The sequence below is a fragment of the Nocardia terrae genome (assembly GCF_009760405.1).
Taxonomy (GTDB): Bacteria; Actinomycetota; Actinomycetes; order Mycobacteriales; family Mycobacteriaceae; genus Nocardia; species Nocardia terrae.
This window is the reverse complement of record NZ_WRPP01000002.1, coordinates 172,310-198,899: the sequence shown is the minus strand read 5'-3', so window position 1 is coordinate 198,899 and position 26,590 is coordinate 172,310. Positions and strand designations below refer to the sequence as shown.

Sequence of the window (26,590 nt, the reverse complement as noted above, 5' to 3'; positions counted from 1 at the left end):
CACTTTAGGGGTGTCCGGCACAAGGGTCAGTCGACAGGTTCTTGTTGCGTGGTGCAGTGGATGCCGCCACCACCCGCCGCGATGGCGTCGATATTGATCTGCACGACCTGGCGGCCGGGGAACAGGCGCTGCAGGGTGGCCTGTGCGGCCGAATCGGTTTCGGGGTCGCCGAATTCGGGGGCGATGACGCCGCCGTTGCAAACGTAGAAGTTGATGTATCCGGCCGCGAAGTCGTCGCCCGCGCCCTTGTAGCGCAATTCCGAAGGCGCTTCGAGGGTTTCGATCCGCAGCGGCCGACCCTTCGCGTCGGTGGCATTGTGCAGGAGGTCGAGATGGCGGCGGGTCACGTCGTAGTCGAAGGACTCCTCGTTGTTGTCGAGCCCGGCGACCACCACGCCCGGTCCGGCGAAGCGGGCGTAGAAGTCGGTGTGGCCGTCGGTGATGTCGTGCCCGGCGATGCCCGGCAGCCAGATCACCTTCTCGATGCCGAGCAGATGGCGCAGTTCGGCCTCCACGTCGGGCTTCTTCCAGCCCCGGTTCCGATTGTTGTTCAGCACACAGGATTCGGTGATGATCGCGGTGCCCTCACCGTCCACCTCGATGCCGCCGCCCTCGAGCACCAGATCGGTGTGCACGGTCTCGACCCCGGCGCGGCCGTCGACGAAGGTGGCGACCTCGGCGTCCCGTTTGTGCTGCTGCTTGCCGCCCCAGCCGTTGAAGTTGAAGTCCACGCCGGCCTTGGTGCCGTTGCCCTTCACGAAGACCGGACCGGTGTCGCGCATCCACAGATCGTCGAGGTCGGCGGCGATGAGTTCGACGTTCGCGCCGCCGAGCAGAGTGCGCGCCATGTCGATCTCGTCCTGGCGCACCAGCATGGACACCGGCTCGAAGCGGGCGATGGTGGCGGCGATCAGGGCCAGGTTCTGACGGACCTGCGGCAGCAGCTGCTTGCCCCAGATGGCCTCGCTCGCACCGAAGGCCATCCAGGTGCGCTTGTGCGGCGCGCCCTCATCGGGCATCACCCAGTCGCGGCCGTCGGCGGGCTTGGACGCGCTCGAGTCGCCGCTGAACCACGACGAGATCGGCCCGTCGCAGCCCGCGAGCAGCAGCCCGCCCATGGTCAATATCCCCGATCGCACGAATCCGCGTCGTTCCATCTCGATGTCTCCTCGTGTGGGTGGCCCGGCGCGGCGTTTCCCTCGGCGGCGCGCTGAAACCGATAAAGCCGCAGGTAGAGCGGCCGTCCGCACATGACGACCCCGAAGCGGGCACCGCAGACGATAATCCTGACTGAATTTTCAGTCAAGGATCGCGGCGCAGGTCACAGGACGCGATGGGGTTCCGGTCCGCACGCGCGAGGTCCAGACTTGGAGAGATGATCACCGTCCGCATCACCGCTGCTCTGGCCGCTGCCCTCGTGATCTCGGGTGCCGTCGCCATCGGTCCGGCCGCCACGCCCGCGCGGGCGTACGGCCCGGCGTCGTGCGTTCCCGGGAATCCGACCCAGCCCACGGCGGAAATGTTCGCCACCAACAACACCGCCACCATCACCGATCCCGCCGATCCGCGACTGTCGGATCAGTTGTCGCTGTTCGAGCTGGAAGTGAACGCGACCGCGCTCACCGAACTCGCGTTGCCGGTCGGGTCGCAACTGCTCGACGGGGTGTTCTGGTCTTCGGACTCGGGCACCACCACCTATGAGCGCTCCCGCCGATTCCAGTTGGCCTGCACCGATTTCAAGAATCTGTGCTGGGTGGCCGACGACATCCGGGTGCGCGACAACCAGGAATCGGTGCTGACGTTCGAATACCTGCCGGGCGAGGACTCGCGCGCCAATGGGTTCACCGTCACCGTGCCGGGTATCGACCGCGCCCGTTTCCACGACGCTCTCATCGCCGATCCCGTGGTGCGCGACAAACTCGGTGGCGGATCGGTCACCCAGGACGGTTCGCTCATCCTGGTGGCCGATCGCGGCGATATGACACTGGTCCGCGACTTCGTGACCGGTCTGGGCGCGGCATGGAATTCCGATGCCGTCGTCTATGGCGACCGCGAATTCGTCCATTCCACCGGTACTTCCGCACTCGCATGTTCGCTCTGAAGGGCGGTCGGGCGACTAGAATTCAGAGATGACGACCACCCCGAACACGGTTGTCGGAATTCGTGACCGGCTCGTTCGCGCCGCGTACGAGCTCTATACCTGCACAGGGGTGCGCGCGGTGACCGCCGACATGATCGCCGACCGCGCGGGAGTCTCGAAATCCACTCTGTACGAGCACTTTCCGACATTGGACGAGCTGGTAGCGGTGGTGCTCGACCGCCGTGAGCGGCTGTGGACCTTCGGGCTCATCGAGGAACAGTCGCGGCTGCGCGGGACCACGCCCGAGGAACAGTTGCTGGCGATTTTCGATGTCTTCGACGAATGGTTCGCCGCAGCCGATTTCAACGCCTGCCTGTTCATCAATGTGCTGCTGGAAATGGGCGCGGACCATCCGCTCGGGCGGGCGGGCATCGAACATCTGCAGACCATTCGCGATATCGTCTCGGCCCGCGCCGAACGCGCGGGGCTGTCGGATATCGACAATTTCGCGCGCAGCTGGCACATCCTGATGAAAGGCTCGATCGTGGCCGCCGCGGAGGGCGATCGGCACGCGGCGCGGCGCGCGAAGGCCATGGCGGCCGAATTGATTCGGCAGCACCGGGCCGGGTGAGCCGACCAGTATTCTCGGGGGATGAAGCGTACGTCCTTCGCCGGGTGGCCCTGTTCGGTGGCCCGGACCATGGATCTGCTCGGGGACTGGTGGACTCCACTGGTGCTGCGCGAGGCGTTCTACGGGGTGCGGCGATTCGACGAGTTCCAGCAGGAGCTGGGGATCGCGCGCAATACCCTCAGCGACCGGCTGCGGCGGCTGGTGGAGGAGGGATTGCTCGAAAAGCGGCCGTATCACTCCGAACCCGTCTGGTACGAGTACGTGCTCACCGAGAAGGGGCGCGACTTCTGGGACGTGCTGCTGGTGATGTCGCGCTGGGGTGACCGCTGGCTGGCCGACGAGGACGGGCCGCCGGTGGTGCTCAACCACACCGCGTGCGGTCACGACACCCAGCTCAAGGTGGTGTGCGAGCACTGCGATCAGCCGGTGCCGATCGAGGAGTCACGGCTGCGCATGGGTCCCGGCTATCCCGAGCGGTTGCGCGCGCGGCCCGATATCCAGGCCCGGTTCGCCCGGCAGGAAGCCAAGTAAAACTTGGCGTTGACCTGCTTAGTCTATTTATGTAACCATCCTTGCGAGCAGCGACATTCACAGCGAGGTGACGCATGGAGTGGACCGGCGCGAAGTACGCCGACGGGCCGACGGCGCAGGCGGAGATCTGGATCGACGCCGCCCCGGAGGCGGTGTGGGAGCTCGTCTCCGACATCGGCCTGATGCCCGAGTTGAGCCAGGAACTTCAAGCGGCGCACTGGGTTTCGCCCGACACGCCACCCGGCGTAGGCGCTACGTTCGTCGGCACCAGCCGACACGAGGCACTCGGTGAATGGTCCACGACTTCCCATGTCGTGGAATGGAATCCGCCGTCCGTCTTCGCCTGGGCGGTCAACGATCCCGAAACCCCCACCGCCACCTGGCGTTTCACTCTCGAAGCCGAGAACGGCGGCACCACGCTGCGGCAGTGGGTTCGCATGGGTCCCGGGCGGTCCGGGCTCAGCAAGGCCATCGACGCCATGCCCGAGAAGGAAGAGAAGATCGTCTTCGTGCGCATGCGCGAGTTCGAGTCGGCCATGCGGCACGTGGTCGCCGAGATCAAGCGCCGCGCCGAGGCAGGTGTCCGCTGATGCGCACCGCCACCACCGTCGAGTTCTCCCGTGACACCCAGCAGGTCGTCGCCTTCGTCCGCGAGGCCGAGACCATGGGCCTGGATCTGTGCTGGGTCGCCGAGGCGTGGGGGTCCGACGCCCCTTCGGCGCTGGGCTACCTCGCCGCGCGCACCGAGCGAATCCTGTTGGGCTCCGGCATCATCCAGCTCGGCACCCGCTCCCCGGTCGCCATCGCACAAGCGGCGCTCACCCTGGCCGATCTCTCGGGGGGCCGATTCCTCCTCGGTTTGGGCGCCTCGGGTCCCCAGGTGATGGAGGGCCTGCACGGCGTCCCGTTCGCACGCGCCCTGACCCGCATGCGGGAGACGATCACCGTGATCCGACGGGCCTGGTCCGGGGAGAAAATCTCCTTCCAGGGCGACGCCATCCGAATCCCGTTGGACGGCAACAGCAAACCGATGCGCTTGTCCATGCCCGCCAACCCCGACATCCCCATCTACATCGCCAGCATGTCCCCCAGGATGCTGGAGCTCACCGGACAACTGGCCGACGGCTGGCTCGGCACCAGCTTCGTCCCCGAGGGTTCCGACGCCTACTTCGACCACCTCGACGCGGGCCTGAAATCCGCGGGCCGCACCCGCGCCGACATCGACGTCTGCCAGGGCGCGGAGGTCGCGATCTTCGACGACGAGGAAGCGGTCACCCGCCACATCGCGGGCCGAAAACTGGAGCTGGCCTTCAGCATCGGCGGCATGGGCACCGCCTCGACCAACTTCTACAACGCCGCCTACGCCCGCCAGGGCTGGGCCGACGTCACCGAGGAGATCCGCGAACGCTGGCAGTCCGGTGACCGCGAGGGCGCGACCGCCCTCGTCACCGACGACATGGTGCTCGCCACCACCCTGATCGGTACCGCGGACATGGTGAAGCGCCGGCTCCGAACCTGGAGCGACGTCGGCGTGGACACCGTCCGCCTCTACCCGGCGGGCGACACCCTCGACGCGAAACTGGCCAATCTGGCCCAGGCCCTCGACCTCGTCGCCGGACTCGACGAACCCGCCGCCACCGGCGACTGATCGCGGCGACGGGCCGCCGCGGAGCGGTCGGCCTAGTCTCGAATCATGGTGGAGCCGATGACGGATGGGGTGGTGCTGCCGTTGAGCCTGGTGGAGATGGCGACGCGGCAGGTGCGGGCCGAGGTGTTGAGCGGGGAGTTCGAGCCCGGGGAGCGGATCGGCGAGGAGGCGCTGTGCGCGCGGCTGGGGACCAGCCGCGCGCCGGTGCGGGAGGCGTTGCGGCTGCTGGCGCAGGAGGGGTTGATCGAACACCTGCCGCGGCGTGGGTTCCGGGTGACGGTCTGGTCGGAGACCGACATTCTGCAGCTGTTCGAATTGCGGCGAGTGCTCGAGCGGCACGCCATCGAGAGCGCGTTCCCGCTTCCGGCGCAGGGTGATCCGCTGCACGAGGTGCGGGCGGCGCTCGAGGAGATGCGGGCGGCCGATGCGGCCGGGGACCTCTTCGAACGTGACAATGCCCATCGACGCTTCCATGCCGCGATCGTGGGGCTGGCGGGCAACCATCAGCTGAACCTGGCCTACGCGCCGATCCTGCTGAAACTGCAGTTGCCGATGGCCCGCAATCTGCGCGCCGAGGCGCGCATCACGCAGCGGCGCAACGGTATCCGGCGGCATGCCGAACTGTTGAGCGCGCTGGAATCCGGGGACGCCGCCGTCGCGTGCGAGGCGCTGTCGCGGCACGGTGAGCTGGCCTACCTGGATCTGGACTTCCGGTAGCCCGAGATCCGATAACACAGCGGATACATTGCGAGACCACCGATTTCACACGTTTTGTCGACAATCGACAGATGCGAAACCCCGGTCCCACGGTCTCGGAGATTCTGGCCTCGCACGAGAGCGGCAGCGGTTCGCCCACGCAGACCGCCGCCCGCGTGGCCGACGCCATCGCGGCGCGCGGCGCGGACGGCACCTGGATCACCCCGGTGCCGCGCGAGCGACTGCTGGCCGACGCGGCCGAGATCGAGCGGCGGCCCGGGGCACGCACCTTACCGCTGTACGGGGTGCCGTTCGGGGTGAAGGATTCCCTCGATGTCGCGGGCTGGCCGACCACCCTGGCCTGTCCCGACTTCGCCTACACCGCAACCGAAACCGCGCCCGTCGTGCAGCGCCTGCTGGACGCGGGCGCGCTGTTCGTCGGCAAGACGAATCTGGATCAGTTCGCGACCGGGCTGAACGGCACCCGCACCCCGTATCCGATTCCGCGCAGCGTATTCGGCGGTGAGTTGATCTGCGGCGGCTCCAGTTCCGGGTCGGCGCGGGCGGTGGCGCTGGGCGAGGTGCCGTTCTGTGTGGCCACCGATACCGCCGGGTCGGGCCGGGTTCCGGCCGCGCTCAACGGGATTCTGGGCTGGAAGCCCTCGCGCGGGCTGATCAGCGCGGTCGGGCTGGTCCCGGCGTGCAAGTCGCTGGACTGCGTGACCCTGATGGCCACCACGGTCGAGGATCTGGACCGGGTGTTCGAGGTCGTCGCCGGCGTCGACCCGGACGATCCGTGGAGCCGGGCGCGCGGGCCGCGCCGCCCCGGCACCCGGCTGCGGGTCGGCCTGCCCGGCGTGCACGAGCTGGAGTTCTTCGGCGACGACGGGTTCCGTGCCGCCCACCTGGCGGCGCGGGATCGGCTGGGGCGGCTCGGATTCGACTGCGTGCCCACCACCCTCGAACCCTTCCTGGCCGCGGGCGAACTGCTCTATCAGGGCCCCTGGGTGGCCGAGCGGCTGGTGGAGTTCGAGACCTTCCTGACCGAGCATCCCGACTCGATCCTGCCGGTGATCCGGGAAATCCTCACCGGCGGTTTCCGTTTCACCGCGGTCGACGTGTTCCGGGCGCAGCAGCGCCTGCAGGAGTTGCGCGCGACGGTGGCACGGCTGTGGAGCGAGATCGACGTGATCGTGGTGCCGACCATCGGCACCACCTTCACCGTCGACCAGGTGCTCGCGGACCCGATCGCGACCAATACCGTGCTGGGCCACTACACCCATTTCGGGAATCTGCTGGACCTCACGGCGATCTCGGTGCCCATGGGCACCGCCGCGGACGGCCGTCCGCTCGCAGTCATGGTGTTGGGCCCTGCCCTTGCCGACGACACCGTGCTCGCGGCGGCCGCCCGCATCCTCGACGAGCCGCGCCAGGCCGGGGCGCACGCGGAAATCCGGCTCGCACAGAAGGAACGACAATGACGGCTGTCCACCATATCCCGGCGCTACCGGGTGATTTCAGCTTCGATCCGAGCACCCTGGCGCTGCTGGTCATCGACATGCAGCGCGATTTCCTGCTACCCGGCGGTTTCGGCGAGAGCCTCGGCAACGATGTGGCCCTGCTGCGCACCGTCATCGAGCCGCTGGCCGGGCTGCTGGCCACCGCCCGCGCGGCCGGGATCCCCGTCATCCATACCCGGGAGGGCCACCTGCCCGATCTCTCGGACTGCCCGCCCGCGAAACTGTTGCGCGGCAACCCCTCCCAGCGCATCGGCGACCCGGGCCGGTTCGGCCGGATCCTGGTGCGGGGCGAATACGGCCACGACATCGTCGACGAGCTCGCGCCCCTCGACGGGGAGGTGGTGATCGACAAGCCCGGCAAGGGCGCGTTCTACGCCACCGAACTGTCGGACGTGCTGACGCACAGGGGAATCCGCTCACTGCTGGTCACCGGGGTCACCACCGAGGTGTGCGTGCACACCACGGTGCGCGAGGCCAACGACCGCGGCTACGAGTGCCTGGTCGTCTCCGATTGCGTCGGTTCGTATTTCCCCGAGTTCCAGCGCGTCGGCCTGGCCATGATCGCCGCCCAGGGCGGCATCTTCGGCTGGGTCGCCGATTCGGCCGCCGTGCGCGCCGCCCTCGATTCCGCCGTCTCCCCCAGCCCGGCCCAGTGAACAGGAAGACCCATGTCCGTCGAAACCAAGCAGCCCGGTGAAACCGGTTCTGCCACACCGCTGTCGCTGCCGTGGTGGACCCGCGGCGACACCAATGCCTTCTTCGGCCTCGCGTTCAATATTCTCGTCAATGTCCTGACCCTCACCACGCTCTCGATCGCGGTGGTGAAGATCCCGAGCCATGACGTGCTGGGGACCGTGCTGCCCGCGCTGGGGGTCGCGCTGGTGCTGGGCAATCTCTACTACATGACGCTGGCGCGGCGGCTGGCCTGGCGCGAGGGGCGGGCCACGGTGACGGCGCTGCCGTACGGACCGAGCGTGCCGCACATGTTCATCGTGGTGTTCGTGGTCATGCTGCCGATCTACCTGAAGACCAATGACCCGATGCGAGCCTGGTCGGCGGGTCTGGCCTGGGCGTTCATGATCGGCGTGATCGTCATGATCGGCGCGTTCGTGGGCCCCTACATCCGCCGCATCACCCCGCGCGCGGCCATGCTGGGCACCCTCGCGGGCATCTCCATCACCTTCATCGCCATGCGGCCCGCCGCCCAGATGTGGGAGGCCGCCTGGATCGGGCTGCCGGTGCTGGCCATCATCCTCATCGGCTTCTTCACCGATGTGCGGCTGCCGGGCAATGTGCCCGTCGGACTGGTCGCCCTGCTCGTGGGTACGGCCATCGGCTGGATCGGCGGCTACATGTCGGTGCCCGATGTCTCCAAGGCCGCCCACGACATCGCCCTCGGATTGCCGAATCTGCGCCTGCACCTGCTCTTCGACGGCCTCTCGCACCTGGGCCCGCTGCTGGCCACCGCGATTCCCTTGGGCGTCTACAACTTCACCGAGGCGATGAGCAATGTGGAGAGCGCCGCCGCGGCGGGCGACAACTACAACCTGCGCAGCGTCCTGCTCGCCGACGGATTCGGCGCGATCATCGGCTCCGGTTTCGGTTCCCCGTTCCCGCCCGCGGTCTACATCGGCCACCCCGGCTGGAAGGACGCCGGCGGCCGCACCGCCTACTCCCTGGCCAGCGGCGCGATCATCGGATTGATGTGCCTGCTGGGCCTTTTCGGCGTCCTCGCCACCCTGCTCCCGATCCCCGCCATCGTCCCCATCCTGCTCTACATCGGCCTGCTGATCGGCGCCCAAGCCTTCCAAGCCGTCCCCCGCCTGCACGCGGTCGCCGTAGTAGCCGCCCTACTCCCCAACCTCGCCCAATGGGGCACCGGCCAGATCGACAACGCCCTCAGCGCCGCCGGCACCACCGCCGACAAGGTCGGCGTCGGCGCCCTCGGTCAGGCCGGAGTCGTCTACGACGGCCTGAAAACCCTCGGCGACGGCGCGGTCCTCGCGGGCCTGATCCTCGGCACCATGGTCACCTTCGTCCTCGAAAAGCGTTTCCGCGCAGCCGCACTGGCCTCCGCCGCCGGCGCCGCCCTCGCCTGGATCGGCCTCATCCACGCCCCCGAAGTAGCCTGGGCCGCCGCCCCGAAGGTGGCCCTCGGCTACCTCTTCTTCGGCCTGGTCTGCCTCTCGTGTTCCTTCCTGCGCACTCCCCGCCCCACTCCGGAAATCGCACCCGCCGAACCGATCCCCGACTAGTCGAGGTGGTCGGTTTCCTCGAGGAAGATGCGGAGACCCTCGGCGATCTTGGCCGCGGCGTTCTCCAATTGTTCCGGGGAGAGGGACTTGCCGAAGGACGCAGCCTTGAGGAGTTGGCGTTGGACCTCTTTGAGGTTCATCGTCGCCCAGTCGCGGCGTGAGAGTTCCGGCATGGGGCGGTACCCTACCTCGAGTAGAACGTTTGTTCGAGTGTCACAGGATGGGCGGCGGCGGTGTCTTGTGGGTACATGCTCGAATGAGGACAGGAGTCGTTCATGACCACGGCCGCTACCGAGGCGTTCGTCGCACATCGGAATCTGTTGTTCACCGTCGCCTACGAGATGCTGGGGTCGGCGGCGGACGCCGAGGATGTGTTGCAGGAGACGTGGCTGCGGTGGGTGGGGGTGGATCTGGAGACGGTGATCGATCAGCGGGCCTATCTGGTGCGGATGACCACGCGGCAGGCGTTGGGGCGGTTGCGGACGCTCGGGCGGCGGCGGGAGTCGTATGTGGGGCAGTGGCTGCCCGAACCGTTGTTGACCACGCCGGATGTGGCCGAGGATGTCGAGCTGGCGGAGAGTGTTTCGATGGCGATGCTGCTGGTGATGGAGACGCTGACGCCGACCGAGCGGGCGGTGTTCGTGCTGCGGGAGGTCTTCGATCTGCCCTATGACGAGATCGCGGAGGCGGTGGAGAAGACGCCGGCGGCCGTGCGGCAGATCGCGCATCGGGCGCGCTCGCATATCGCGGCGCGCCGCCCGCGCGGGACCGTGTCGGCCGCCGAGACCCGCGGCGTGCTGGCGGCGTTCCAGCGCGCGCTCGAGACCGGCGACCTGCAGGGGCTGCTGGATCTCATGGCACCGGACGTGGTGGCCCTGGGCGACGGCGGCGGCATCAAGCAGGCGCTGCCGCGGCCGGTCACCGGCGCGAAGCAGGTGGCGCGTCTGCTCGCGAAGGGCTGGAACGTCTTCCGCTCGAAGCTGACCCTGCAGCCGATCGTCGTCAACGGCCACCCGGCCCTCGCCTTCCGCGACGGCGACGAGGTGGACACGGTGATGGCGGTCCGCATCGACGACGGCCTGATCACCGGCCTCTACTCGGTGCGCAATCCGGAGAAGCTCTCGCACATGACCGAGGAGACCGTGCTCAGTCGCTGAGCCCGGTGAGGTAGGCGGCGACGGTCGCCCGCGCCCACTCGTGCACGCGGACGCCGTAGGCCGCGTGGCCGTCGCCGACGAATCGGCCGTCCGCGTCGCACAGGTCGTGGATCGAGCGCGCGAAGCGGGCCGGAGTGTGCCCGGGTAGCGGGTGGTAATCGGCGAGCGCCTCGGTGTCGTAGGCGAAGTCCTTGCCCTGGTGAGCGTTTCTCCTGCGCTGGACGCTGCCGAACCGGTTGAGCGCGTCCAGCCCGTGCTCGACGTAGAGCTGCAGCAGCCGGAACTGGCTGTCGAGGTACTGCTCGCGCGCGGCGGGCTGCTGGGGATGCTGCAGCAGATAGGTCAGCACCAGCGGCGTGTGCCAGGCGTACATCGCCGGATCGCCCTGTTCCTCGGCGAGCGCCCGGTGCCAGACGGGTTCGCACGGACTCACCGCACCGCATGAGCATTTCGTCGCGTCCGATCGCATGCCCTTGGCTATCACAAGCCGCTGGCGGTCAGCCGCGCCCGATGTAGGGCATGGCGTTGGCCATGACCGTCAGGAACGGGACGTTGGTGCTCAGCGGCAGCTCGACCTGCTGGGCGATGAGGCGGGCCACGTCGGCGGCGTCGATGGTGGGTTCGGGGCGGATGCTGCCGTCGGCCTGCAGCGACCCCGCCGCGATGCCGGCGGTGAGTTCGGTTGCGGCATTGCCGATATCGATCTGACCGGCGGCGATATTGTGCGCGCGCCCCTCGAGGGACAGCGCCTTGGTGAGGCCGGTGATGGCGTGCTTGCTGGCCGCGTAGGCGACGGTGTGCGGGCGGGGCGTGTGCGCGGAGATGGAGCCGTTGTTGATGATCCGCCCGCCCTGCGGGTCCTGGGTCCGCATCTGCCGGAACGCGGCCTGCGCGCACAGGAACGAACCGGTCAGGTTGATATCGATGACCTGCTTCCAGTCCTCCACCGCCACCTCGTCGATCGGCTTGCTGGGACCGAAGATTCCGGCATTGTTGAGCAGCACGTCCAGGCGGCCGAAGCGCTCGACGATCCACGCGAAGAGCGCGTCCACCGCCGCGGGATCGGTGACATCGGCCTGGAACGGCTCCGCGCCACCGGGTCCCGGCGCCGAAGCGACCGCTTCGTCCAGCGTGGCGACGGTGCGTCCGACAACGACGACCCGATGCCCGGCGGCGGTCAGCGCGTGGGTGATGGCACGGCCCAGGCCGGTTCCGGCTCCGGTGACGAGAACGATCTTGGATGTGGTCACGGCATCGAGCCTAGGCAAGCCCGGCGGGTCCCGGCCAATACCGCCGGATCACACGACCGGTATATCTTGTCGTTCCCCTGAGTCGACAGGCCATGCGGCGTCGGCGACCGGCGAGGTGTGGCCCAGGTGGTGCCACGCGACGGCGGCGGTCTCCGGCGCAACGCAGGACATCATGCGCACCAGCGCGTCGACGCCGTCTCGGACCGCCGGACTCGTTCCGCCGGACTCGGATTCGGCGGCGCGGCGCAGGATGGTCGTCAGTCGCATCAGTTGGGCGATGACGACATTGAAGCGTTTGGCCTCCATCAGCGCGGTGGCGCGGGCGATGGTGTCGTGCACCTCGCGGCGGGTCGCCGCCTCCCCCGCCGGGTCGGAATTCGCGACCCCGGAGCCCGTTTCGGCGGCCAGGCGCGCGACTCGCGCCAGCCACCGCTCCGCGCCGCGCGCCGAGACGTCGGCCCAGTCGACGTCGGCCTCGACCGGTCCGGCGAACAGCATGGCGATCCGCACGGCGTCGGGCCCGTGCCGCTCGATCTGGTCGCGCAGGTCGACCAGGTTGCCCAGGCTCTTGCTCATCGCCTTGCCGCCCATCAGCACCTGCCCCTGCGTGGTCAGGCGGGTGAACGGTTCGGTGAACGGGACCAGCCCCGCGTCGTACAGGGCCTTGGTGATGAAGCGGGCGTACAGCAGGTGGGCGGTGGCGTGCTCGCGCCCGCCGATGTACTCGTCGACCGGCAGCCAGCGGGCCAGCGCCTCCGGGTCGAAGGGGCCGTCGGTGTAGTGCGGATTCGGGTAGCGCAGGAAGTACCAGGACGAGTCGACGAAGGTGTCCATGGTGTCGGTGTCGCGGCGCGCGGGTGCGCCGCAGCGCGGGCACGGCACGGCGACCCAGTCCTCGGCGCTCGCCAGCGGGGATCCGCTGTCGCCGGGACTCAGCCGGTACCCGGAGTCGGGCAGGCGGACCGGCAGCTGGTCGTCGGGGACCGGCACCGCGCCGCAGCCTCCACAGTGGATGATGGGAATCGGTGTGCCCCAGTATCTTTGACGGGAGATCAGCCAGTCGTGCAGGCGGTAGGCGACCATGGTCCGGCCCGCGTCGTCCACGCTCTCGGTGCGGCCGATCCAATTGCGTTGCATGGCCAGCACTTCCGACGGCCACCCGTCGCGCAGCCCGGCCATGTCGTCCAGCAGCCGATCGGCGTAGTCGGTAATCCGGAAGAACCACTGGGTCAGGTCCCGCCGCTCCACCGCCGCGCCGCACCGTTCGCAGCGCCCGTGCACCACCTGTTCATTGGCCAGCACGGTCCGATCCTGCGGACACCAGTTCACCTCGGCGTCGGCGCGATAGGCCAGCCCGCGCTCGTACAGCCGCAGGAACAGCCATTGGTTCCAGCGGTAGTACTCGGGGTCGCTGGTGTGCAAGCGGGTGTGCCAGTCGAACGAGATCCCCATCCGCCGGAAGGAATCGGCCTGGGTCGCGATATTGGCGTAGGTCCACTCGCGCGGATCCAGACCGCGCTTGCGCGCGGCGTTCTCGGCGGGCAGCCCGAAGGAGTCCCAGCCGACCGGGAACAGCGTGTCGTGCCCGCGCATGCGCGCGAATCGCGCCATGGCGTCGCTGATCGCGAAGACCTCGGCGTGACCCATGTGCAGATCGCCGGACGGATAGGAGAACATGCTCACCACGTACCGGCGCGACGCCTCGCCGCCCATCACATCCCCCTGCGCTCGATGGCAGGGATGATAGTGAAACGGAATGACGGGCGACAGCGAATATCCGGGCGTGTGCGTCGGCAGCGTGGCCGGCTACAGGAAATTAACCGTTCGGTAACTCGTAACGCGTTGCAGCCCAACCTGATACAACCGCACGACCGACCGTGCTCTGATAATCTCTGGCAGAAGCGTTCGGCGTTGAGCGAGTGTACGTGTGGGGATCGCTTCAGCTGGGGGGATACTGTGCTGTCCGTGGCATTTCCGTGGACCGGTGGTTCACGTCGGCCCGACCCGGACGATACCGAAACATCTTACAGTGCACAGACTCTGGACGCCGCGCGGCATGCCAGGGCGACGGTCACGGGTGAGATTCTCGACGGTGTCGGCGACGCCGTGTCGCTCCGGCATCTGGAACGTCGGCGACGACGGCTGCTGACCATCGCGCTCTCGGTCATCTCGACCGGACTGGGCGGTGGGTATGTGCTGTGGCTGATCGACAACGGCCTAGGGGCGCAAGAGAAGTACGAGCAGTTCGGGACCATCGCCATCATCATGGTGACGCTGGTCGTCACCGTCGAGGCGATCCGGTTCGCGCTGGTCCTGGCCATGTCACTGACGACTTCGCTGGCCCGCAAACCGATTCCGATCCGCGCCCACGCGGGACTGAAGGTCGCATTGCTGATCACCTTCGTACCCACCAGCGAGGACCTCGCCGTGCTGGAGCGAACCCTGGTCGCGGCCAAGGGTATCCGGCACCGGCATCCGGGCGTCTTCGACGTGTATGTCCTCGACGAGGGCGATCCGCAGCAGCCCGACACCGTGCGCAAGCTGGTGGCCGCCATCGACCGCCGCCCGGGCAATCGGGTGCGTTATCTGAGCCGCGGCGGCAAGGACGAATACCACCAGAAGAAGGGCCCTTTCGAGACCCGTACCAAATTCGGCAACATCAATGCCGGGCTGGACATGATCCGCACCGACCCGGACCTGCCGGAGTACGACGTGGTCATGGGCCTGGATCCCGATCACGAGCCGATGCCCGAATTCGGGGAACGGATGCTCGGCTACTTCAACGATCCGGACGTGGCGTATGTGGCCGGGCCGCAGGCGTATGCGAACGCCGAGGACAATGTGGTGGCGAAACTGGCCGAGAGCCAGCAGTTCGTGTTCCACAGCCTGATCCAGACCGCGGCCAACGCGCACGGCGCGCCCATGCTGGTGGGCACCAGTTACGCCATTCGCAGGGACGTGCTCGCCGCCATCGGCGGCATCCAGCCGTCCATCACCGAAGACATGGCGACCAGTTTCGCCATTCTGCCGCAACGCAATCCGGACACCGGCCGCCATTGGAAGGGCGTGTACACCCCGGATCTGCTGGCCCACGGCGAGGGCCCCGCGTCGTGGGGTGATTTCTACAAGCAGCAGAATCGCTGGTCCCGCGGGGCCATGGAGCACATGCTGTTCGGTCCGTTCGTGGTGCAGCTGCTGCGCATGTGGCGCACGCCGGCCCGGATCGTGCACTACCTGCTGTTGATGGCGTTCTATCCGGTGATGGGGACGGTCTGGCTGCTGGGCGCGGCCAATGTGGCGATCTTCAGCTGGTACGGGGTCAGCGGCGCGGTGGTGTCGCCCGCCAGCTGGTTCCTGTTCTACGGCTGGGCGTCGGTGAGCCAGATGACGCTCTACACCTGGGCGCGGCGGCACAATGTGAGCCCGTACGAGACGACCAATTCCTGGGGCGTCTACGGCATGTTCATGAGCGTCATCACCGCACCGGTCTATGCGAATTCGCTGCTCAAATGCCTCTTCCGGCGACCGGTCGGTTTCGACGTGACGCCCAAGGGCGCGAAGAGCCGCGGTGACGGCTGGTTCACCTTCCGGCTCAATCTGATGTGGCTGCTCTTCTATATCGCCGTCACGGTGCTCACCACGCTGCGCGGATGGGCGGCCCCGGCCACTCTCATGTGGCCGCTGTTCGGGGCGTTGATCTCGGCCGCGCCACTGCTGGTGTGGCAGCTCAATCCGCTGTTCGTGGCCTGGACCCGACGCCGCAGATCCCGTGCGGCAACGGAATTCGAGATGCTCGAGGCGCCCGAGGAGGAGCGGGCGTGCTGAAGCAGACGCCGACCCGTTTCGTGCGCTGGGTGGTGACGGCCGTGGTGGTCGGCACCCTCGCCATCGCGACCACCGCGACGGTGGCCGCGCTGTATCACCGGTTCCAGCACAATCGGCTCATCAATTCCGATGACTACAAGGCGAAGTACGGCAAGTGGGAAGTCGTGACGCTGCCGAAGGACATCGACGCCAACATCATTCATTCGATCGTGCTGCCGACCGGCAAGGTGCTGCTCATCGCGGGCAGCGGCAACGATCACCACAATTCCGACAAGGGCATCTACAACTCGCTGATCTTCGATCCGGAGACGCGGACCGCCAAGCGCATCGACACGCCGGTGGATCTGTTCTGTTCCGATCACGCCTATCTGGCCGACGGCACGATTCTCATCGCGGGCGGGACCGGCAGCTACGAGGTGCTGCCGGAGAATCTCACGCACGCGGGCGGATACATGACGATCCGCAACGAGGACCCCGATCATCCCGGTGTCGTACCCAAGGGAACGACCTTCACGGGCAAGGACAGCGGGAAGGTGTATCGCTCCGATCGCGATATCACCGTGCCGCCGGCCGCCAAGGATCCGGTCACCTACAAGGTGTCGGCGACCGACCGGAATGTGTACGTCTCCGCCGACGCCACCGGGACCGACGGCGTGTGGGATCACAACGACCACTACATGATCGGCGGGCTGAGTTTCGCGGCGCAGCAGAACCTGTACGGTTTCGCGCCGGAGATGGCGTTGAAGAAGAAGGAATATCAGGGCATCGACGCCTCGTATCTGTTCAATCCGTGGACGGAAACCTATGAGGCCGTCGGCAATATGAACTACGCCCGCTGGTATCCGACGCTGACCCGGCTGGCCGACGGGAAGGTGATGGTCACCTCGGGACTGGACGGTTCGGGGCGAATCCTGGACGGGCAGACCGAGATCTACGATCCGGCGACTCGCGCCTGGGTGGAGCGCGACGATCTGCGGCGCATCCTGCCCACCTATCCGGCGGTGTTCCAGACCGCGTCGCCGGATCTGCTGTTCTTCAGCGGCCCGACCACCGGGTGGGGTCCGGCCGAGGAGCATCGGGATCCGGGCCTGTGGAATCTGGCCGACAATTCCTTCCAGCCGTTGCCGGGGATACGCGATCCGAACATGCTCGAGACCGGGTCCTCGACGTGGCTGGGGCCGGTGCAGGATCAGCGGCTGCTGGTGGTCGGCGGTGGCGGCGTGGGTGATTCGGACCTGTCGACCGGGCGCATCGATATCGTGGATCTGAAAGCGGCGCAGCCGAGGTTCGAGCCGCTGGCGGTGCTGCCGCAGGGCACGCGCTACCCGAATCTGGTGCCGCTGCCCAGCGGGGATGTGTTCATCACCAATGGCGCCCACGACTATCGCGGGCGCGGGTCCAGCGACATTCTGGCCGCGTTCCTGCTGGATCAGCAGGGCGGGCTGCATCCGATGGCCGATCCGACCGTCGGGCGCGACTATCACTCGACGGCGGTGCTGCTGCCGTCCGGGCAGATCATGACCGAGGGGTCCAATCCGCTGTTCGCGGACAAGAAGAACACGCTGCCGGGCAAGTTCGAGCGGCGCATCGAAATCTATACGCCGCCTTACCTGTACAAGCCGGACGGCGGGACGGTGGCGCGGCCGGTGATCACCGGCGGGCCCACCGAGATCCGGCGCGGTGAGAATTTCGAGTACACGGTCGGCTCGACGCTGGCCGAGGTTCCGGCGGCGGCCGATATCAAATACATGCGGTTGATCGCTCCGGCGGCGATCACGCATGTGACCGACACCAATGAGAAGGTGATCGATCTACCGGTGACGCGCACGGATTCCGGTCTGTCCGTAGCGGTTCCGGACAATTCGGCCATCGCGCCGTCGGGCTATTACATGCTGTTCGCGGTCGATGCGGCCGGGGTGCCCGGTGTCGCGAAATGGGTCCATCTGGGCTAGGACAGCTGGTCGAGCAGCAACTGGCGGTCGAATTCGCCGGCGGGCTGTTCGCTGGTGCCGCAGCGGCCGTCGGACTGTCCCGGCGTCTTGATGAACGCGTGCTCGATCATGGCGCCGGGGTCGAAGCGGGTGCTGGGCAGCGTTCCGACCCGCTGCCCCTGCGGATTACACCAGTCGGCCAGCTGCGCGGTGTTGGGCGCGCCGTTGACCGAGCTGTCGATCATGACGAACAGCTGATGTCCGTATGCCTGCTCGATTCGTGTGGCGTACGAACGGATCTCGGCCTCGGGCCGCCGGTTGGCCACGTTCAGGGAGATTCCCGCCACCGGCTGATCCGGGCTGATGGTGTGCAGCAGCTCGGCGACCCGGCCCGGGTCCACCCAGGTGCTGTTGCCCACGTCCAGGTAGACGGCCGTCGCCGGATTGTGTTGCCGCAGTTGACCGTAGGCGAAACTCAGCAGCGCCAGCCGAGCCGCGCGGTCGGTATCGTTCATCTCGGTCGCGTGGGCGAGGGCGTCCGGCTCGAGGATCACGATCGCCGGATTCGCCCCGATCGCGTCGCTGACACCCTGGATCCACTGCCGGTACGCGTCCGCCCCGGCCTGTCCCCCACCGGATTCGCCGTGCAGGTCCCGCCCGGGGATGTTGTACGCGACGAACATCGGAATCGATCCGGCGGATTGCGCCCGCGCGATGTCCTGCTGAACGGTCCCCGCCGTCACCTCCAGGTCCCGGGTCAGCCACTCCGCCACCGGAGTCCGCAGCAGCCGTTCGAGGTTGGCCCGCACCCGCGGCTCGGTCACCGACGGCAGGGTGGCCCGCAGATCGGAGTAGTACCGATCATTGGACTCCAGCAACAGTTCCGCACCGGCGGGCGCGTTCCGCTGGAGGATCGCCCCCGCATCGGGCGCGTCCGGTCCGTGTCCGCACCCGGACAGGACGAGCACCGCCCCGCACACGATTCCCGTCCGCCCGCTGATCGACCGACCCCAGCTCGATCGCCTTCGCATGGACACAGTATGCCGGTGGCCCGAATCACCCGCTCTCCAGGGCGATTCGGCTCGAACCGCGAATGGGCCTGATCGTGCACAAATCCTCGCCGGACGGCGGCTTCCCGCCAATTGTCCTGTCGAAGTGCACGTTCAGGCCCATTCGGCGCTCTCGCGCCTCCCGACCTCAGAGCTTCACTACCTGCGTGCCGTCCGCGAAATCGTCATGCCAGCCCTGCTTCGTCGAGCTCGCGCTCACGGTGACCGCGATCGCCACGGCCGCGCAGAACCACAGCAGGCCGCCGACCCAGGGAATCAGGTTGAGCAGCATGTAGGCATTGCGCTTGGCCGAATCGGCGAGACTCGGCTTGGGCGCACCCCCGGAACCGTTGACGTGCAAGCCGAGCAGTTTCTTGCCCGGTGTCGCGCCGGTCAGCACCTCGAAGCAGACGAAGTACAGGAACGCGAATCCCGCGCCCGGCAGGATCGAGGCCCAGCCCGGCAGGTCGAAGATCCAGAACAGGATGCCGCCGACGATTCCGGCGACGATCCAGTCGATGAAGCGGGCCGCGGCGCGAACGCCGATCCCGGCCGGGGTCACCCCGACGATCGGTCCCGCGAAGGGGGCGTAGCCGTATTCACCCGTGGTCATGGCTCCTCCTCATGTCGACCACTGTCTGTTTTCATCCTTGCCGCCGGGGGCCGCGCCCCGCATCGGGGAATGCCCGGAACCCGACCCTGAAACCCGGGTGCCCGGTGCTCAGAAGACGAAGCCGCGCAAGGCCAGGAAGCGCAGTCCGCCGACGGCCGCCATGATGGCGATCACAGCGCCCGCCTCGACCATCGCGCCCAGGCCGGGTGCGAAGAAGTCGAGTCCGGCCAGCGCGGCCGTGCTGACCCCCAGGCCGATCACGGCCAGCCCGCCGCCCTCCCACTGCGCGGTGAACCAGCCGACCCGGCCGGCCGCGCGGAAGGTGAGCCGCCGGTGCAGTTCGTTCGCGATGACCGTGCTCAGGATCGAGCCCGCGATATTGGCGATCAGCGGTCCGATTCCGATCATGGCGACGAACAGCAGGGCGTAGGCGATATTGCTGAGGCCGCCGACCAGGGCGAAGCGGATGAGCTGGGCGAGTGCGTGATCGCCGCGCAGGAATCCCGTGACGCGGCCGAATGCCTGAGCGCGCAGCCTCGAGTAGCCGTCGAACGCCAGATCGGCGGCGGCGAGGATCATTTCGTCCCCGAAGGCGTTCCGCGGACCGGCGGTGGCGAGTGCTGCGCTGTTCATGGTTGTACTGTCGCCAGCCGCGCTGACACCGGGCTGACGCCGGACTGACGCGGCGCTGTCGTCGCGCTCGGCATGGGCGGAGCCGTGCCGCTGATCTTTGGCAGACTGGCGGTATGGCACCGGAGCGTTGTCCGTTCACCACAGGAATCCATGATGTCGACGCCTTGCACGAGGAGCTGCGCACCCGCGGGGACGGCGTGCATCAGGCCGAATTGCCCGACGGCTCACCGGCGTGGGTGATCACCGGCTACGACGCGGTACGACGGCTGCTCGCCGACCCGAACGTCTCCGCCGCCAAGGCCGACAGCACCACCGGATACAAAGGCAACAGCCTGCCGCCCGCCCTGGACGCCAACCTGCTCAACATGGACGGCGAGCACCATCGCCGCATTCGCAAGCTCGCCGCCGAAGCCTTTGCGCCCCCGCAGTATCCGGCCCAGGAGAAGGTGATCCTGGACACCGTGACCGAACTCGTCGCGCAACTGCCCGCCACCGGCGAGGTCGATTTCATGGACGGGCTGTGCGAGCCGTTGCCGGTGCGCGTCACCGGCACACTGCTGGGTCTGTCCCCCGATCAGCTCGGCGATTTCCGGGCCGCGTCCGCGCCGCTGCTGCGCGCCGACGATTCGCACGAGCCCGAGGCCTTGCGCACTTCGATGCGAACCCTGCTGGGACTGATCGGCAACGCGATCGCCGCCAAGCGCCGCGACCCCGGCCAGGACCTGCTCTCGGCGTGGATCGCCGCCCGCGACGGCGACGACCGCCTCACCGAGGACGAGCTCATGAGCCTGGCGTTCATCACCATCGTCGGCGGCTTCGAGAACACCATCAGCCTCACCTCCGCGGTCCTCGACGACGTGGTCCGCGACCACCAGCCCCAGGCCCGCGAATTACTCGACCGCCCAACAGAATTCGCCGCCTTCATCCGCACCCGAATCCGCGCCAACTCCCCCATGAACTACGCCGTCCGCCGCTTCCCCCTCACCGACCTCGAGATCAACGGCGTCCAAATCCCCCGCGGCCACACAGTTTTCGCCTCCATCCGCTCAGCCCACCTCGACCCGGCAGGCAAAACCCGCCCCGCCCTCACCTTCGGCCACGGCCGCCACCGCTGCCTAGGCGCAACACTGGCCGAACTACAAACCATCCACGCCACCAGAGCAGTCCTCCACAAATACCCCACCCTCAACGCCCCCCGCCCCCGCAACTCCTACACCCTCCGCCACTCCTGGCTCACCCACGCCCTAGCCGAACTCACGTTGACAGCCACCTAACCCTGACAACCAAGGCGCGTTGTGGCTCAGCTCTTCTTCTTTCCCCAGTTGGGGTCTCGGCGGCGGAGTTCCCATTGGGCGATGGAGCGTTTGTGGACCTCGTCGGGGCCGTCGGCGAGGCGGAGGGTGCGGAGGTGGGCGTACATGCTGGCGAGGGGGAAGTCGTCGGAGACGCCGGCGCCGCCGTGGACTTGGATGGCGCGGTCGACGACCTTCAGCGCCACGTTCGGGGCCGCGACCTTGATGGCGGCGATCTCGGTGCGCGCGGCCTTGTTGCCGACCGTGTCCATCAGGTACGCGGCCCGCAAAGTCAGCAGGCGGGCCATGTCGATCTCGATGCGGGCCTCGGCGATCCAGTCCTGGATGTTGGCCCGATTCGCCACGGGCTCACCGAAGGTCAGGCGGGATTGGGCGCGGTCGATCATGAGGTCCAGGGCGCGTTCGGCCATGCCGATGGAGCGCATGCAGTGGTGGATGCGGCCGGGGCCGAGGCGGGCCTGGCTGATCATGAAACCGTCGCCCTCGCCCGCCAGCAGGGCGGTCTTGGGGACGCGCACGTTCTCGAAGGTCACCTCGGCGTGGCCCTCGCGGTCCTGGTAGCCGAAGACCGGCAGGCCGCGCTGGACGGTGACGCCGGGGGCGTCGATGGGGACGACCATCATGGACTGCTGGCGGTGCACCGCAGCGGTCGGATCGGTCTTGCCCATGACGATGAGCACCTTGCAGTTCTTGTGCAGCGCATTGGAAGTCCACCATTTGCGGCCGTTGAGCACGTAGTCGTCGCCGTCGGGCTCCATGCGCAGCTGGATATTGGTGGCGTCGGAGCTGGCGACCGCGGGCTCGGTCATGGCGAAGGCCGAGCGGATGTCACCGGCCAGCAGCGGGGCCAGCCATTCCCGCTTGTGCTCCTCGGTGCCGAACAGCGTCAGCACCTCCATGTTCCCGGTGTCGGGGGCGCTGCAGTTGGTGGCCTCGGGAGCCAGATGCGCACTGCGGCCCATGATCTCGGCCAGCGGCGCGTATTCGAGGTTGGTCAGGCCCGGACCCCATTCGGGATGCGGGTGGAAGAGATTCCACAGGCCCCGCTTCTTGGCCTCGGTCTTGAGCTCCTCCACGACCGGCGGCTGGAAGTGCGGGTCGCCGGACTCGGCCATCTGCGCCTCGTACACCGCCTCGGCGGGGTAGATGTGCTCGTCCATGAAGGCGAGCAGGTCGTCCCGGTAGCGGCTGGCCCGCTCCGACAGCTCGAACATCGAAACTCCTGACGGTGGCTGGTGATCCGTTCGGACCGTACGTGAACTTGACGCCGGATTCAACTTTGGAGGGCGGCGAGACCCGCCCGCAGCAAGGGGTCGACGCCCTCGCCGAAATGCTCGAAACCCGAGCCGACGGTCTGGCCGTGGCTGAACCGGAAGTAGATGCCCTCGCTGATCACGGCCAGCTTGAACGACGCCAGCGCGACATAGAAGCCGACATCGGACAGGTCCCGGCCGGAGCTGACCGAATATCGCTCCAGCACTTCGGATTCGCTCGGATAGCCGGGGGCGAGCGCGACATCGCTGACACCCAGCAGACCGGAATCGCTCATCCGCTGATAGACCAGCAGCAGGCCGATATCGGTGAGCGGATCGCCGAGAGTGGCCATCTCCCAGTCGATGACGGCCGCGACCCGGTCGGCGTCGTCGACGAGGACATTGTCGAGGCGGTAGTCGCCGTGCACGATGCCGGTGGGCGATTGCGCGGGAAGGTGTTTGGTCAGCAGCTCGTGCAGTTCGTCCGCGGCGGGCAGGTCGCGGCTGTAGGAGGCGTCGAGCTGCTTCTTCCAGCGGCGAACCTGACGCTCGAGGAAGCCGTCGGGGCGGCCGAAGTCCTGCAGCCCGACCGCGACGGGGTCGACGGTGTGCAGGGCGGCGAGGGTGTCGATCAGGCCGGTGGCGATGACGCGGGTGCGATCGCTGCCCAGCGCGACCAGTTCGGCCGAGGTGCGATACGGCGTGCCGAGGACGCGCTCCATGACATAGAAAGGCGCGCCGATGATTTCGGGGTCCTCGCACAGCGCGTAGGTGGCGGGCACGGGAACGGCGGTGGCGGCCAGGGCGCTGATGACGCGGTGCTCCCGGGCCATGTCGTGGGCGGTGGCGAGCACGTGGCCCAGCGGCGGCCGCCGCACGATCCAGGACCGGCTGCCGTCACTGATCTCGTAGGTCAGATTCGACTTTCCACCCGCGATCAGCCTGCCTGCCAGAGGCCCGTTCACCAGGCCGGGCCGGGTCTCGGCCAGCCACACGGCAAGTCGCTCGAGGTCCAGGCCGGGTAGGTCGGCCCGCTGGTCGTCGCTCATGTGTCTCCCCGCTGCTCAGTGGCCGTCGGCCTGCTCGAGCAGGCGCGCCTGGTAGTGCCGCATGCCCGCCAGCCAGCGGTCGTAGTCGGCACCCTTGCGACGGTACATATCCAGCACCTCCGGGTGGGGCAGGATGAGGAATCGCTCGTCGTCGACCGCCGCCATCACCAGCTCGGCGCACTCGTCGGGGGTCAGCACCGCGCCCGCCGAGGTGACCGCGCGGGTGGCGGCCATACCCAGTGCGTCCCCGGAGTTCTCGCCCGCGCGCAGCAGCGGGGTCTCCACACCCATCGGGCACAGGCAGCTGACGCGAATGCCGCGGTCGCCGTAGGTCACCGACAGCCATTCCGCGAACCCGACCGCCGCGTGCTTGGTGACCGAGTATGCGGCCGAACCGATCTGGGTGAGCAGGCCCGCCGCCGAGGCGGTGCCGATGAAGTAGCCCTCCCCGCGCTCCAGCCAGCCGGGAACCAGCAGGCGGGCCGCGCGAATGTGCGCATTGAGGTTCACGTCGAGGGTGAGCGCCCAGTCCTGCTCCTCGCCGAGCCCGACCGGGCCGATCACGCCCGCATTGGCGAAATACAGATCGACGGGACCGAATTCGCCCTCGCAGCGGGCGATGAGCTCGGCGATGCGGGCCGGGTCCGAGACGTCGGCCCCGACCGCGACGGCCTCGCCCGGGGCGTCGGACTCCAGGCCCGCCACCACCATGGCGGCCGCGTCCGCGTCCAGGTCGGCGACCACGACCCGCGCGCCGGCGCGCACCAGTCGCGCGGCGATCGCGCCGCCGATGCCGCCCCCTCCGCCGGTGACGATGGCGTTCTTACCCGCGACCTGCACGTGAGCTCCCTCCGAGCCCGGGCCGGCAACCGAATTCGCCACCTCGGGCTGGATCGGATGGACCGGCTGATGGAATATGAAACCTACGTCGGATTCAAGTTGACGGTCCGTCCGGCGTCAACCAACCCGGTCACGAGGTGAGAAACCGATGCAGGCAGCGGAACTGGTGGGGCGATGGCGGCGGCTGGACGAGCGCCGGGTCGCGGCCAATGGAATCGAGTTGCGGGTGGTCGAACACGGGACCGGTGCGCCGGTGGTGTTCTGCCACGGTTTTCCCGAGCTCGGATTCTCCTGGCGGCATCAGGTTTTCGCGCTGGCCGACGCCGGATTCCGCACGCTGACACCGGATATGCGCGGATACGGCGGGAGTTCGCGGCCCGCGGGACCCGCCGGGTACGACATGCTCACGGTGTGCGCGGATCTGGTCGGGCTGCTCGACGCCTACGGGCTCGAGGACGCGATCTTCGTCGGCCACGACTGGGGCGCGTCGGTGGTGTGGCATCTGGCCCGCGAGTATCCGGAGCGGGTGCGCGCGGTCGCGGGGCTGAGCGTGCCCGCCACCCCGCGCTCGTCGGGACCGCCGACGCAGATCATGCGGGCGCGGCTGGGCGAGGACTTCTACATGATCTGGTTCCAGGAACCGGGCGTCGCGGATCGGGTGCTCGACGCCGACGTGCGCCGCACGCTGCTGCAGGACGACATCCTCAGCAAGCAGAACTTCCTCGACACCAGCAGTCCCGAACCACCGCTGCCGGAATGGCTGAGCGAGCCCGAATTCGATTACTACGTAGAGACTTTCACCGAGACCGGGTTCACCGGCGGGCTCAACTACTACCGCAACCTCGACCGCACCTGGGAGCGGACCGCCCACCTCGAGGGCGTGAAGATCGGGCAGCCGTCACTGTTCATCGCCGGATCCACCGACCCCGTCATCCGGTTCACGCCCCTGCAGAAGATGCCGGAGCTGCTCAGCGACCTGCGCGGATCGATCATCCTCGAGGGCGCGGGGCACTGGATTCAGCAGCAGCGGCCCGCCGAGGTCAATGCCGCGCTGATCGACTTCGCTACTCGGCTTTGAGCTGCAAAGCGTTGACCCACAGCTCGGTCAGGGTGGTGACCAGCTTCTCGAACGGAATCCGCTGGTTCTGAACGAAAACCAGGTTCGCCATGCGGCTCACCATGCCCGACAGGGCGTGCGCGGTGATCATGGGGTCCAGCTCGGCGCTGGCGCGGCCGGTGGCCTGCAGGTCGCGGATCATGCGGGCATTGCGCTGCGCGAAGGCTTTCCCGCGCTCCACGCGCAGGCGGCGGAAGTTCTCGTCGATGTGGGCGACCTGCTCGAACAGCGCCATCAGGCGGGCATTGCGCTTGTAGGACAACAGATAATCGCGATGGGCGGCCTCGATGAGGGCGCGCGGATCGGTGATGCCGCTGCGTTCGCGCACATGCGGGTGCAGCATCTCCTCGGAGACCTGTTCGACCAGCGCGGCGAAGATCTCGTCCTTGCTGTCGAAGTAGGTGTAGAACGACCCCGAGGCCATCCCCGCGGTCTTGGAGATATCAGCGATCTTCGCGTCGAGGTAACCGTCGCGCTCGAACACCTCCCGGGCGGCCGCGATCAGGGCGGTACGGGTGCGCTCCCCCCGTTTGGTGCGCGGGGCGGCGCGACGGGATTCGCTCTCCCCTGCCATCGGTTCGGACGCCAACGCTGATCACTGCCTATCGTTCTGCGGACTTGCCAGGCGGCAACCGTATCAACTCGCCGCGATGCGCCGGTCGAGGACCGGGAGGGCGAACTCGGCCCAGCGAATGTTCTCTTGTTCGAGGGCGATTCCGCGCAGCAGGCTCAGATAGGGGCCGATGCGGTCGGACTCGGTGAGGTAGGCGTGTTCGCTGTGGCCGTCGAGCAGGCGGGTGCGCAGCCGTTCGTAGCGGGCCAGCTTCGCCTTCGACCACTCCAGTTTCGCCTCGATGGCGGCGCGGATCGCGGGGGCGTCGGAGGTGTCCATGGCTTGCACCTTCACCATCAGCTCGTCGCGGATGGCGGTCGGTTTGGCGGGTTCGGCGATGAAGGCGTGCAGGGCGGCGCGGCCGGCGGGGGTGATGGAGTGCAGGCGCTTGTTGGGGCGGCGCTCCTGCTCGACCACCCGCGTCTCGATGAGGCCCTCGGCGGCCAGCCGCTCGAGTTCCTTGTAGAGCTGCTGCGGGGTGGCGGGCCAGAAGTTGGCGACCGAGGCGTCGAAGCCCTTGGCCAGGTCATAGCCCGAGGCCTCACCCTCGAGCAGGGTCGCCAATACCGCGTTCCGTAGCGCCATC

General features: G+C 67.9%; 27 protein-coding genes. 14 read left to right on the top strand and 13 right to left on the bottom strand.

The annotated features are described in order from the left end of the window. Positions 1 to 26: 26 nt before the first annotated feature. Positions 27 to 1,157: an agmatine deiminase family protein gene (locus GPX89_RS10710; RefSeq protein ID WP_157387370.1), complete on the bottom strand. Its 1,131-nt coding sequence runs from the start codon at positions 1,155 to 1,157 to the stop codon at positions 27 to 29. Between the two features lie 218 nt (positions 1,158 to 1,375). Between GPX89_RS10710 and GPX89_RS10705 the strand changes: the two genes are divergently transcribed. From GPX89_RS10705 to GPX89_RS10665, 9 genes are all read left to right on the top strand, one after another. Continuing rightward, entirely contained in the window at positions 1,376 to 2,101 is a 726-nt protein-coding gene (locus GPX89_RS10705; RefSeq protein WP_157387369.1) for a hypothetical protein, read from the top strand. Positions 2,102 to 2,129: 28 nt separating this feature from the next. Next, positions 2,130 to 2,711: a TetR/AcrR family transcriptional regulator gene (locus tag GPX89_RS10700; protein ID WP_157387368.1), complete on the top strand. Its 582-nt coding sequence runs from the start codon at positions 2,130 to 2,132 to the stop codon at positions 2,709 to 2,711. 21 nt (positions 2,712 to 2,732) lie between these two features. After that, positions 2,733 to 3,242, top strand: a complete 510-nt coding sequence (locus GPX89_RS10695; RefSeq protein WP_157387367.1) for a winged helix-turn-helix transcriptional regulator — start codon at positions 2,733 to 2,735, stop codon at positions 3,240 to 3,242. Positions 3,243 to 3,316: 74 nt separating this feature from the next. Beyond that, positions 3,317 to 3,832 (top strand): SRPBCC family protein, encoded by a 516-nt coding sequence (locus GPX89_RS10690; RefSeq protein ID WP_157387366.1) that lies wholly within the window; start codon positions 3,317 to 3,319, stop codon positions 3,830 to 3,832. Further along, positions 3,832 to 4,890: an LLM class flavin-dependent oxidoreductase gene (locus GPX89_RS10685; protein ID WP_157387365.1), complete on the top strand. Its 1,059-nt coding sequence runs from the start codon at positions 3,832 to 3,834 to the stop codon at positions 4,888 to 4,890. The genes GPX89_RS10690 and GPX89_RS10685 overlap by 1 nt, the downstream gene beginning before the upstream one ends. Positions 4,891 to 4,935: 45 nt before the next feature. Further along, positions 4,936 to 5,607, top strand: coding sequence for a GntR family transcriptional regulator (locus tag GPX89_RS10680; protein ID WP_235947060.1), 672 nt, complete (start codon positions 4,936 to 4,938; stop codon positions 5,605 to 5,607). A 71-nt stretch (positions 5,608 to 5,678) separates the two neighbouring features. Further along, positions 5,679 to 7,067, top strand: coding sequence for an allophanate hydrolase (locus GPX89_RS10675; protein ID WP_157387364.1), 1,389 nt, complete (start codon positions 5,679 to 5,681; stop codon positions 7,065 to 7,067). Beyond that, the gene (locus GPX89_RS10670; protein WP_157387363.1) at positions 7,064 to 7,762 is read left to right on the top strand and encodes a cysteine hydrolase family protein; all 699 of its coding nucleotides are present in this window, start codon (positions 7,064 to 7,066) and stop codon (positions 7,760 to 7,762) included. The genes GPX89_RS10675 and GPX89_RS10670 overlap by 4 nt, the downstream gene beginning before the upstream one ends. 12 nt (positions 7,763 to 7,774) lie before the next feature. Further along, positions 7,775 to 9,361, top strand: a complete 1,587-nt coding sequence (locus tag GPX89_RS10665) for a SulP family inorganic anion transporter (protein WP_157387362.1) — start codon at positions 7,775 to 7,777, stop codon at positions 9,359 to 9,361. On the opposite strand, the gene GPX89_RS10660 is transcribed toward GPX89_RS10665, so the two are convergent. After that, the gene (locus GPX89_RS10660) at positions 9,358 to 9,534 is read right to left on the bottom strand and encodes a DUF6374 family protein (protein WP_157387361.1); all 177 of its coding nucleotides are present in this window, start codon (positions 9,532 to 9,534) and stop codon (positions 9,358 to 9,360) included. The genes GPX89_RS10665 and GPX89_RS10660 overlap by 4 nt on opposite strands. Positions 9,535 to 9,636: 102 nt before the next feature. On the opposite strand from GPX89_RS10660, the gene GPX89_RS10655 reads away from it, so the two are divergent. Then, the gene (locus tag GPX89_RS10655; protein WP_157387360.1) at positions 9,637 to 10,518 is read left to right on the top strand and encodes an RNA polymerase sigma-70 factor; all 882 of its coding nucleotides are present in this window, start codon (positions 9,637 to 9,639) and stop codon (positions 10,516 to 10,518) included. Here the strand turns inward: GPX89_RS10655 and GPX89_RS10650 are convergent. From GPX89_RS10650 to GPX89_RS10640, 3 genes are read right to left on the bottom strand one after another with little or no spacing between them, the layout of a single operon-like run. Then, a complete protein-coding gene (locus tag GPX89_RS10650; RefSeq protein ID WP_235947057.1) occupies positions 10,508 to 10,987 on the bottom strand; it encodes a DUF5946 family protein in 480 nt (159 codons plus the stop codon). The genes GPX89_RS10655 and GPX89_RS10650 overlap by 11 nt on opposite strands. 28 nt (positions 10,988 to 11,015) lie before the next feature. Then, positions 11,016 to 11,768 (bottom strand): SDR family oxidoreductase, encoded by a 753-nt coding sequence (locus GPX89_RS10645; RefSeq protein WP_328601695.1) that lies wholly within the window; start codon positions 11,766 to 11,768, stop codon positions 11,016 to 11,018. A gap of 48 nt (positions 11,769 to 11,816) precedes the next feature. Further along, positions 11,817 to 13,481, bottom strand: coding sequence for a leucine--tRNA ligase (locus GPX89_RS10640; RefSeq protein ID WP_157387357.1), 1,665 nt, complete (start codon positions 13,479 to 13,481; stop codon positions 11,817 to 11,819). A gap of 252 nt (positions 13,482 to 13,733) precedes the next feature. Here GPX89_RS10640 and GPX89_RS10635 point away from each other — a divergent pair, with 252 nt between their 5' ends. Further along, complete coding sequence (locus GPX89_RS10635; protein WP_157387356.1) at positions 13,734 to 15,593, top strand: glycosyltransferase; 1,860 nt, start codon at positions 13,734 to 13,736, stop codon at positions 15,591 to 15,593. After that, positions 15,587 to 17,545, top strand: a complete 1,959-nt coding sequence (gene glxA / locus GPX89_RS10630) for a radical copper oxidase GlxA (protein WP_157387355.1) — start codon at positions 15,587 to 15,589, stop codon at positions 17,543 to 17,545. Before GPX89_RS10635 ends, glxA begins: the two co-directional genes overlap by 7 nt. Here glxA and GPX89_RS10625 read toward each other — a convergent pair. The 3 genes from GPX89_RS10625 to GPX89_RS10615 form a co-directional block, all read right to left on the bottom strand. Then, complete coding sequence (locus GPX89_RS10625) at positions 17,542 to 18,555, bottom strand: glycoside hydrolase family 6 protein (RefSeq protein ID WP_157387354.1); 1,014 nt, start codon at positions 18,553 to 18,555, stop codon at positions 17,542 to 17,544. The genes glxA and GPX89_RS10625 overlap by 4 nt on opposite strands. Positions 18,556 to 18,721: 166 nt before the next feature. Next, positions 18,722 to 19,186, bottom strand: a complete 465-nt coding sequence (locus GPX89_RS10620) for an RDD family protein (protein WP_157387353.1) — start codon at positions 19,184 to 19,186, stop codon at positions 18,722 to 18,724. A gap of 108 nt (positions 19,187 to 19,294) precedes the next feature. After that, on the bottom strand, positions 19,295 to 19,819 hold the full coding sequence (locus GPX89_RS10615) for a GtrA family protein (protein ID WP_235947054.1): 525 nt from the start codon (positions 19,817 to 19,819) through the stop codon (positions 19,295 to 19,297). Positions 19,820 to 19,932: 113 nt separating this feature from the next. Between GPX89_RS10615 and GPX89_RS10610 the strand changes: the two genes are divergently transcribed. Then, complete coding sequence (locus GPX89_RS10610) at positions 19,933 to 21,093, top strand: cytochrome P450 family protein (protein WP_157387352.1); 1,161 nt, start codon at positions 19,933 to 19,935, stop codon at positions 21,091 to 21,093. Between the two features lie 26 nt (positions 21,094 to 21,119). On the opposite strand, the gene GPX89_RS10605 is transcribed toward GPX89_RS10610, so the two are convergent. The 3 genes from GPX89_RS10605 to GPX89_RS10595 are packed head-to-tail and all read right to left on the bottom strand — an operon-like array spanning position 21,120 to position 24,274. After that, positions 21,120 to 22,346, bottom strand: coding sequence for an acyl-CoA dehydrogenase family protein (locus tag GPX89_RS10605; RefSeq protein WP_157387351.1), 1,227 nt, complete (start codon positions 22,344 to 22,346; stop codon positions 21,120 to 21,122). Between the two features lie 59 nt (positions 22,347 to 22,405). Further along, positions 22,406 to 23,434, bottom strand: a complete 1,029-nt coding sequence (locus GPX89_RS10600; RefSeq protein ID WP_157387350.1) for a phosphotransferase family protein — start codon at positions 23,432 to 23,434, stop codon at positions 22,406 to 22,408. 15 nt (positions 23,435 to 23,449) lie between these two features. After that, entirely contained in the window at positions 23,450 to 24,274 is an 825-nt protein-coding gene (locus GPX89_RS10595; RefSeq protein ID WP_328601694.1) for an SDR family NAD(P)-dependent oxidoreductase, read from the bottom strand. A gap of 148 nt (positions 24,275 to 24,422) precedes the next feature. Between GPX89_RS10595 and GPX89_RS10590 the strand changes: the two genes are divergently transcribed. Beyond that, positions 24,423 to 25,352, top strand: coding sequence for an alpha/beta fold hydrolase (locus GPX89_RS10590; protein WP_157387349.1), 930 nt, complete (start codon positions 24,423 to 24,425; stop codon positions 25,350 to 25,352). Here GPX89_RS10590 and GPX89_RS10585 read toward each other — a convergent pair. Further along, entirely contained in the window at positions 25,339 to 25,965 is a 627-nt protein-coding gene (locus tag GPX89_RS10585) for a TetR/AcrR family transcriptional regulator (RefSeq protein WP_157387348.1), read from the bottom strand. The two genes, GPX89_RS10590 and GPX89_RS10585, sit on opposite strands and share 14 nt — an antisense overlap. 63 nt (positions 25,966 to 26,028) lie before the next feature. Beyond that, the gene (locus GPX89_RS10580) at positions 26,029 to 26,589 is read right to left on the bottom strand and encodes a PadR family transcriptional regulator (RefSeq protein WP_157387347.1); all 561 of its coding nucleotides are present in this window, start codon (positions 26,587 to 26,589) and stop codon (positions 26,029 to 26,031) included. Between the last annotated feature and the right edge of the window lies 1 nt (position 26,590).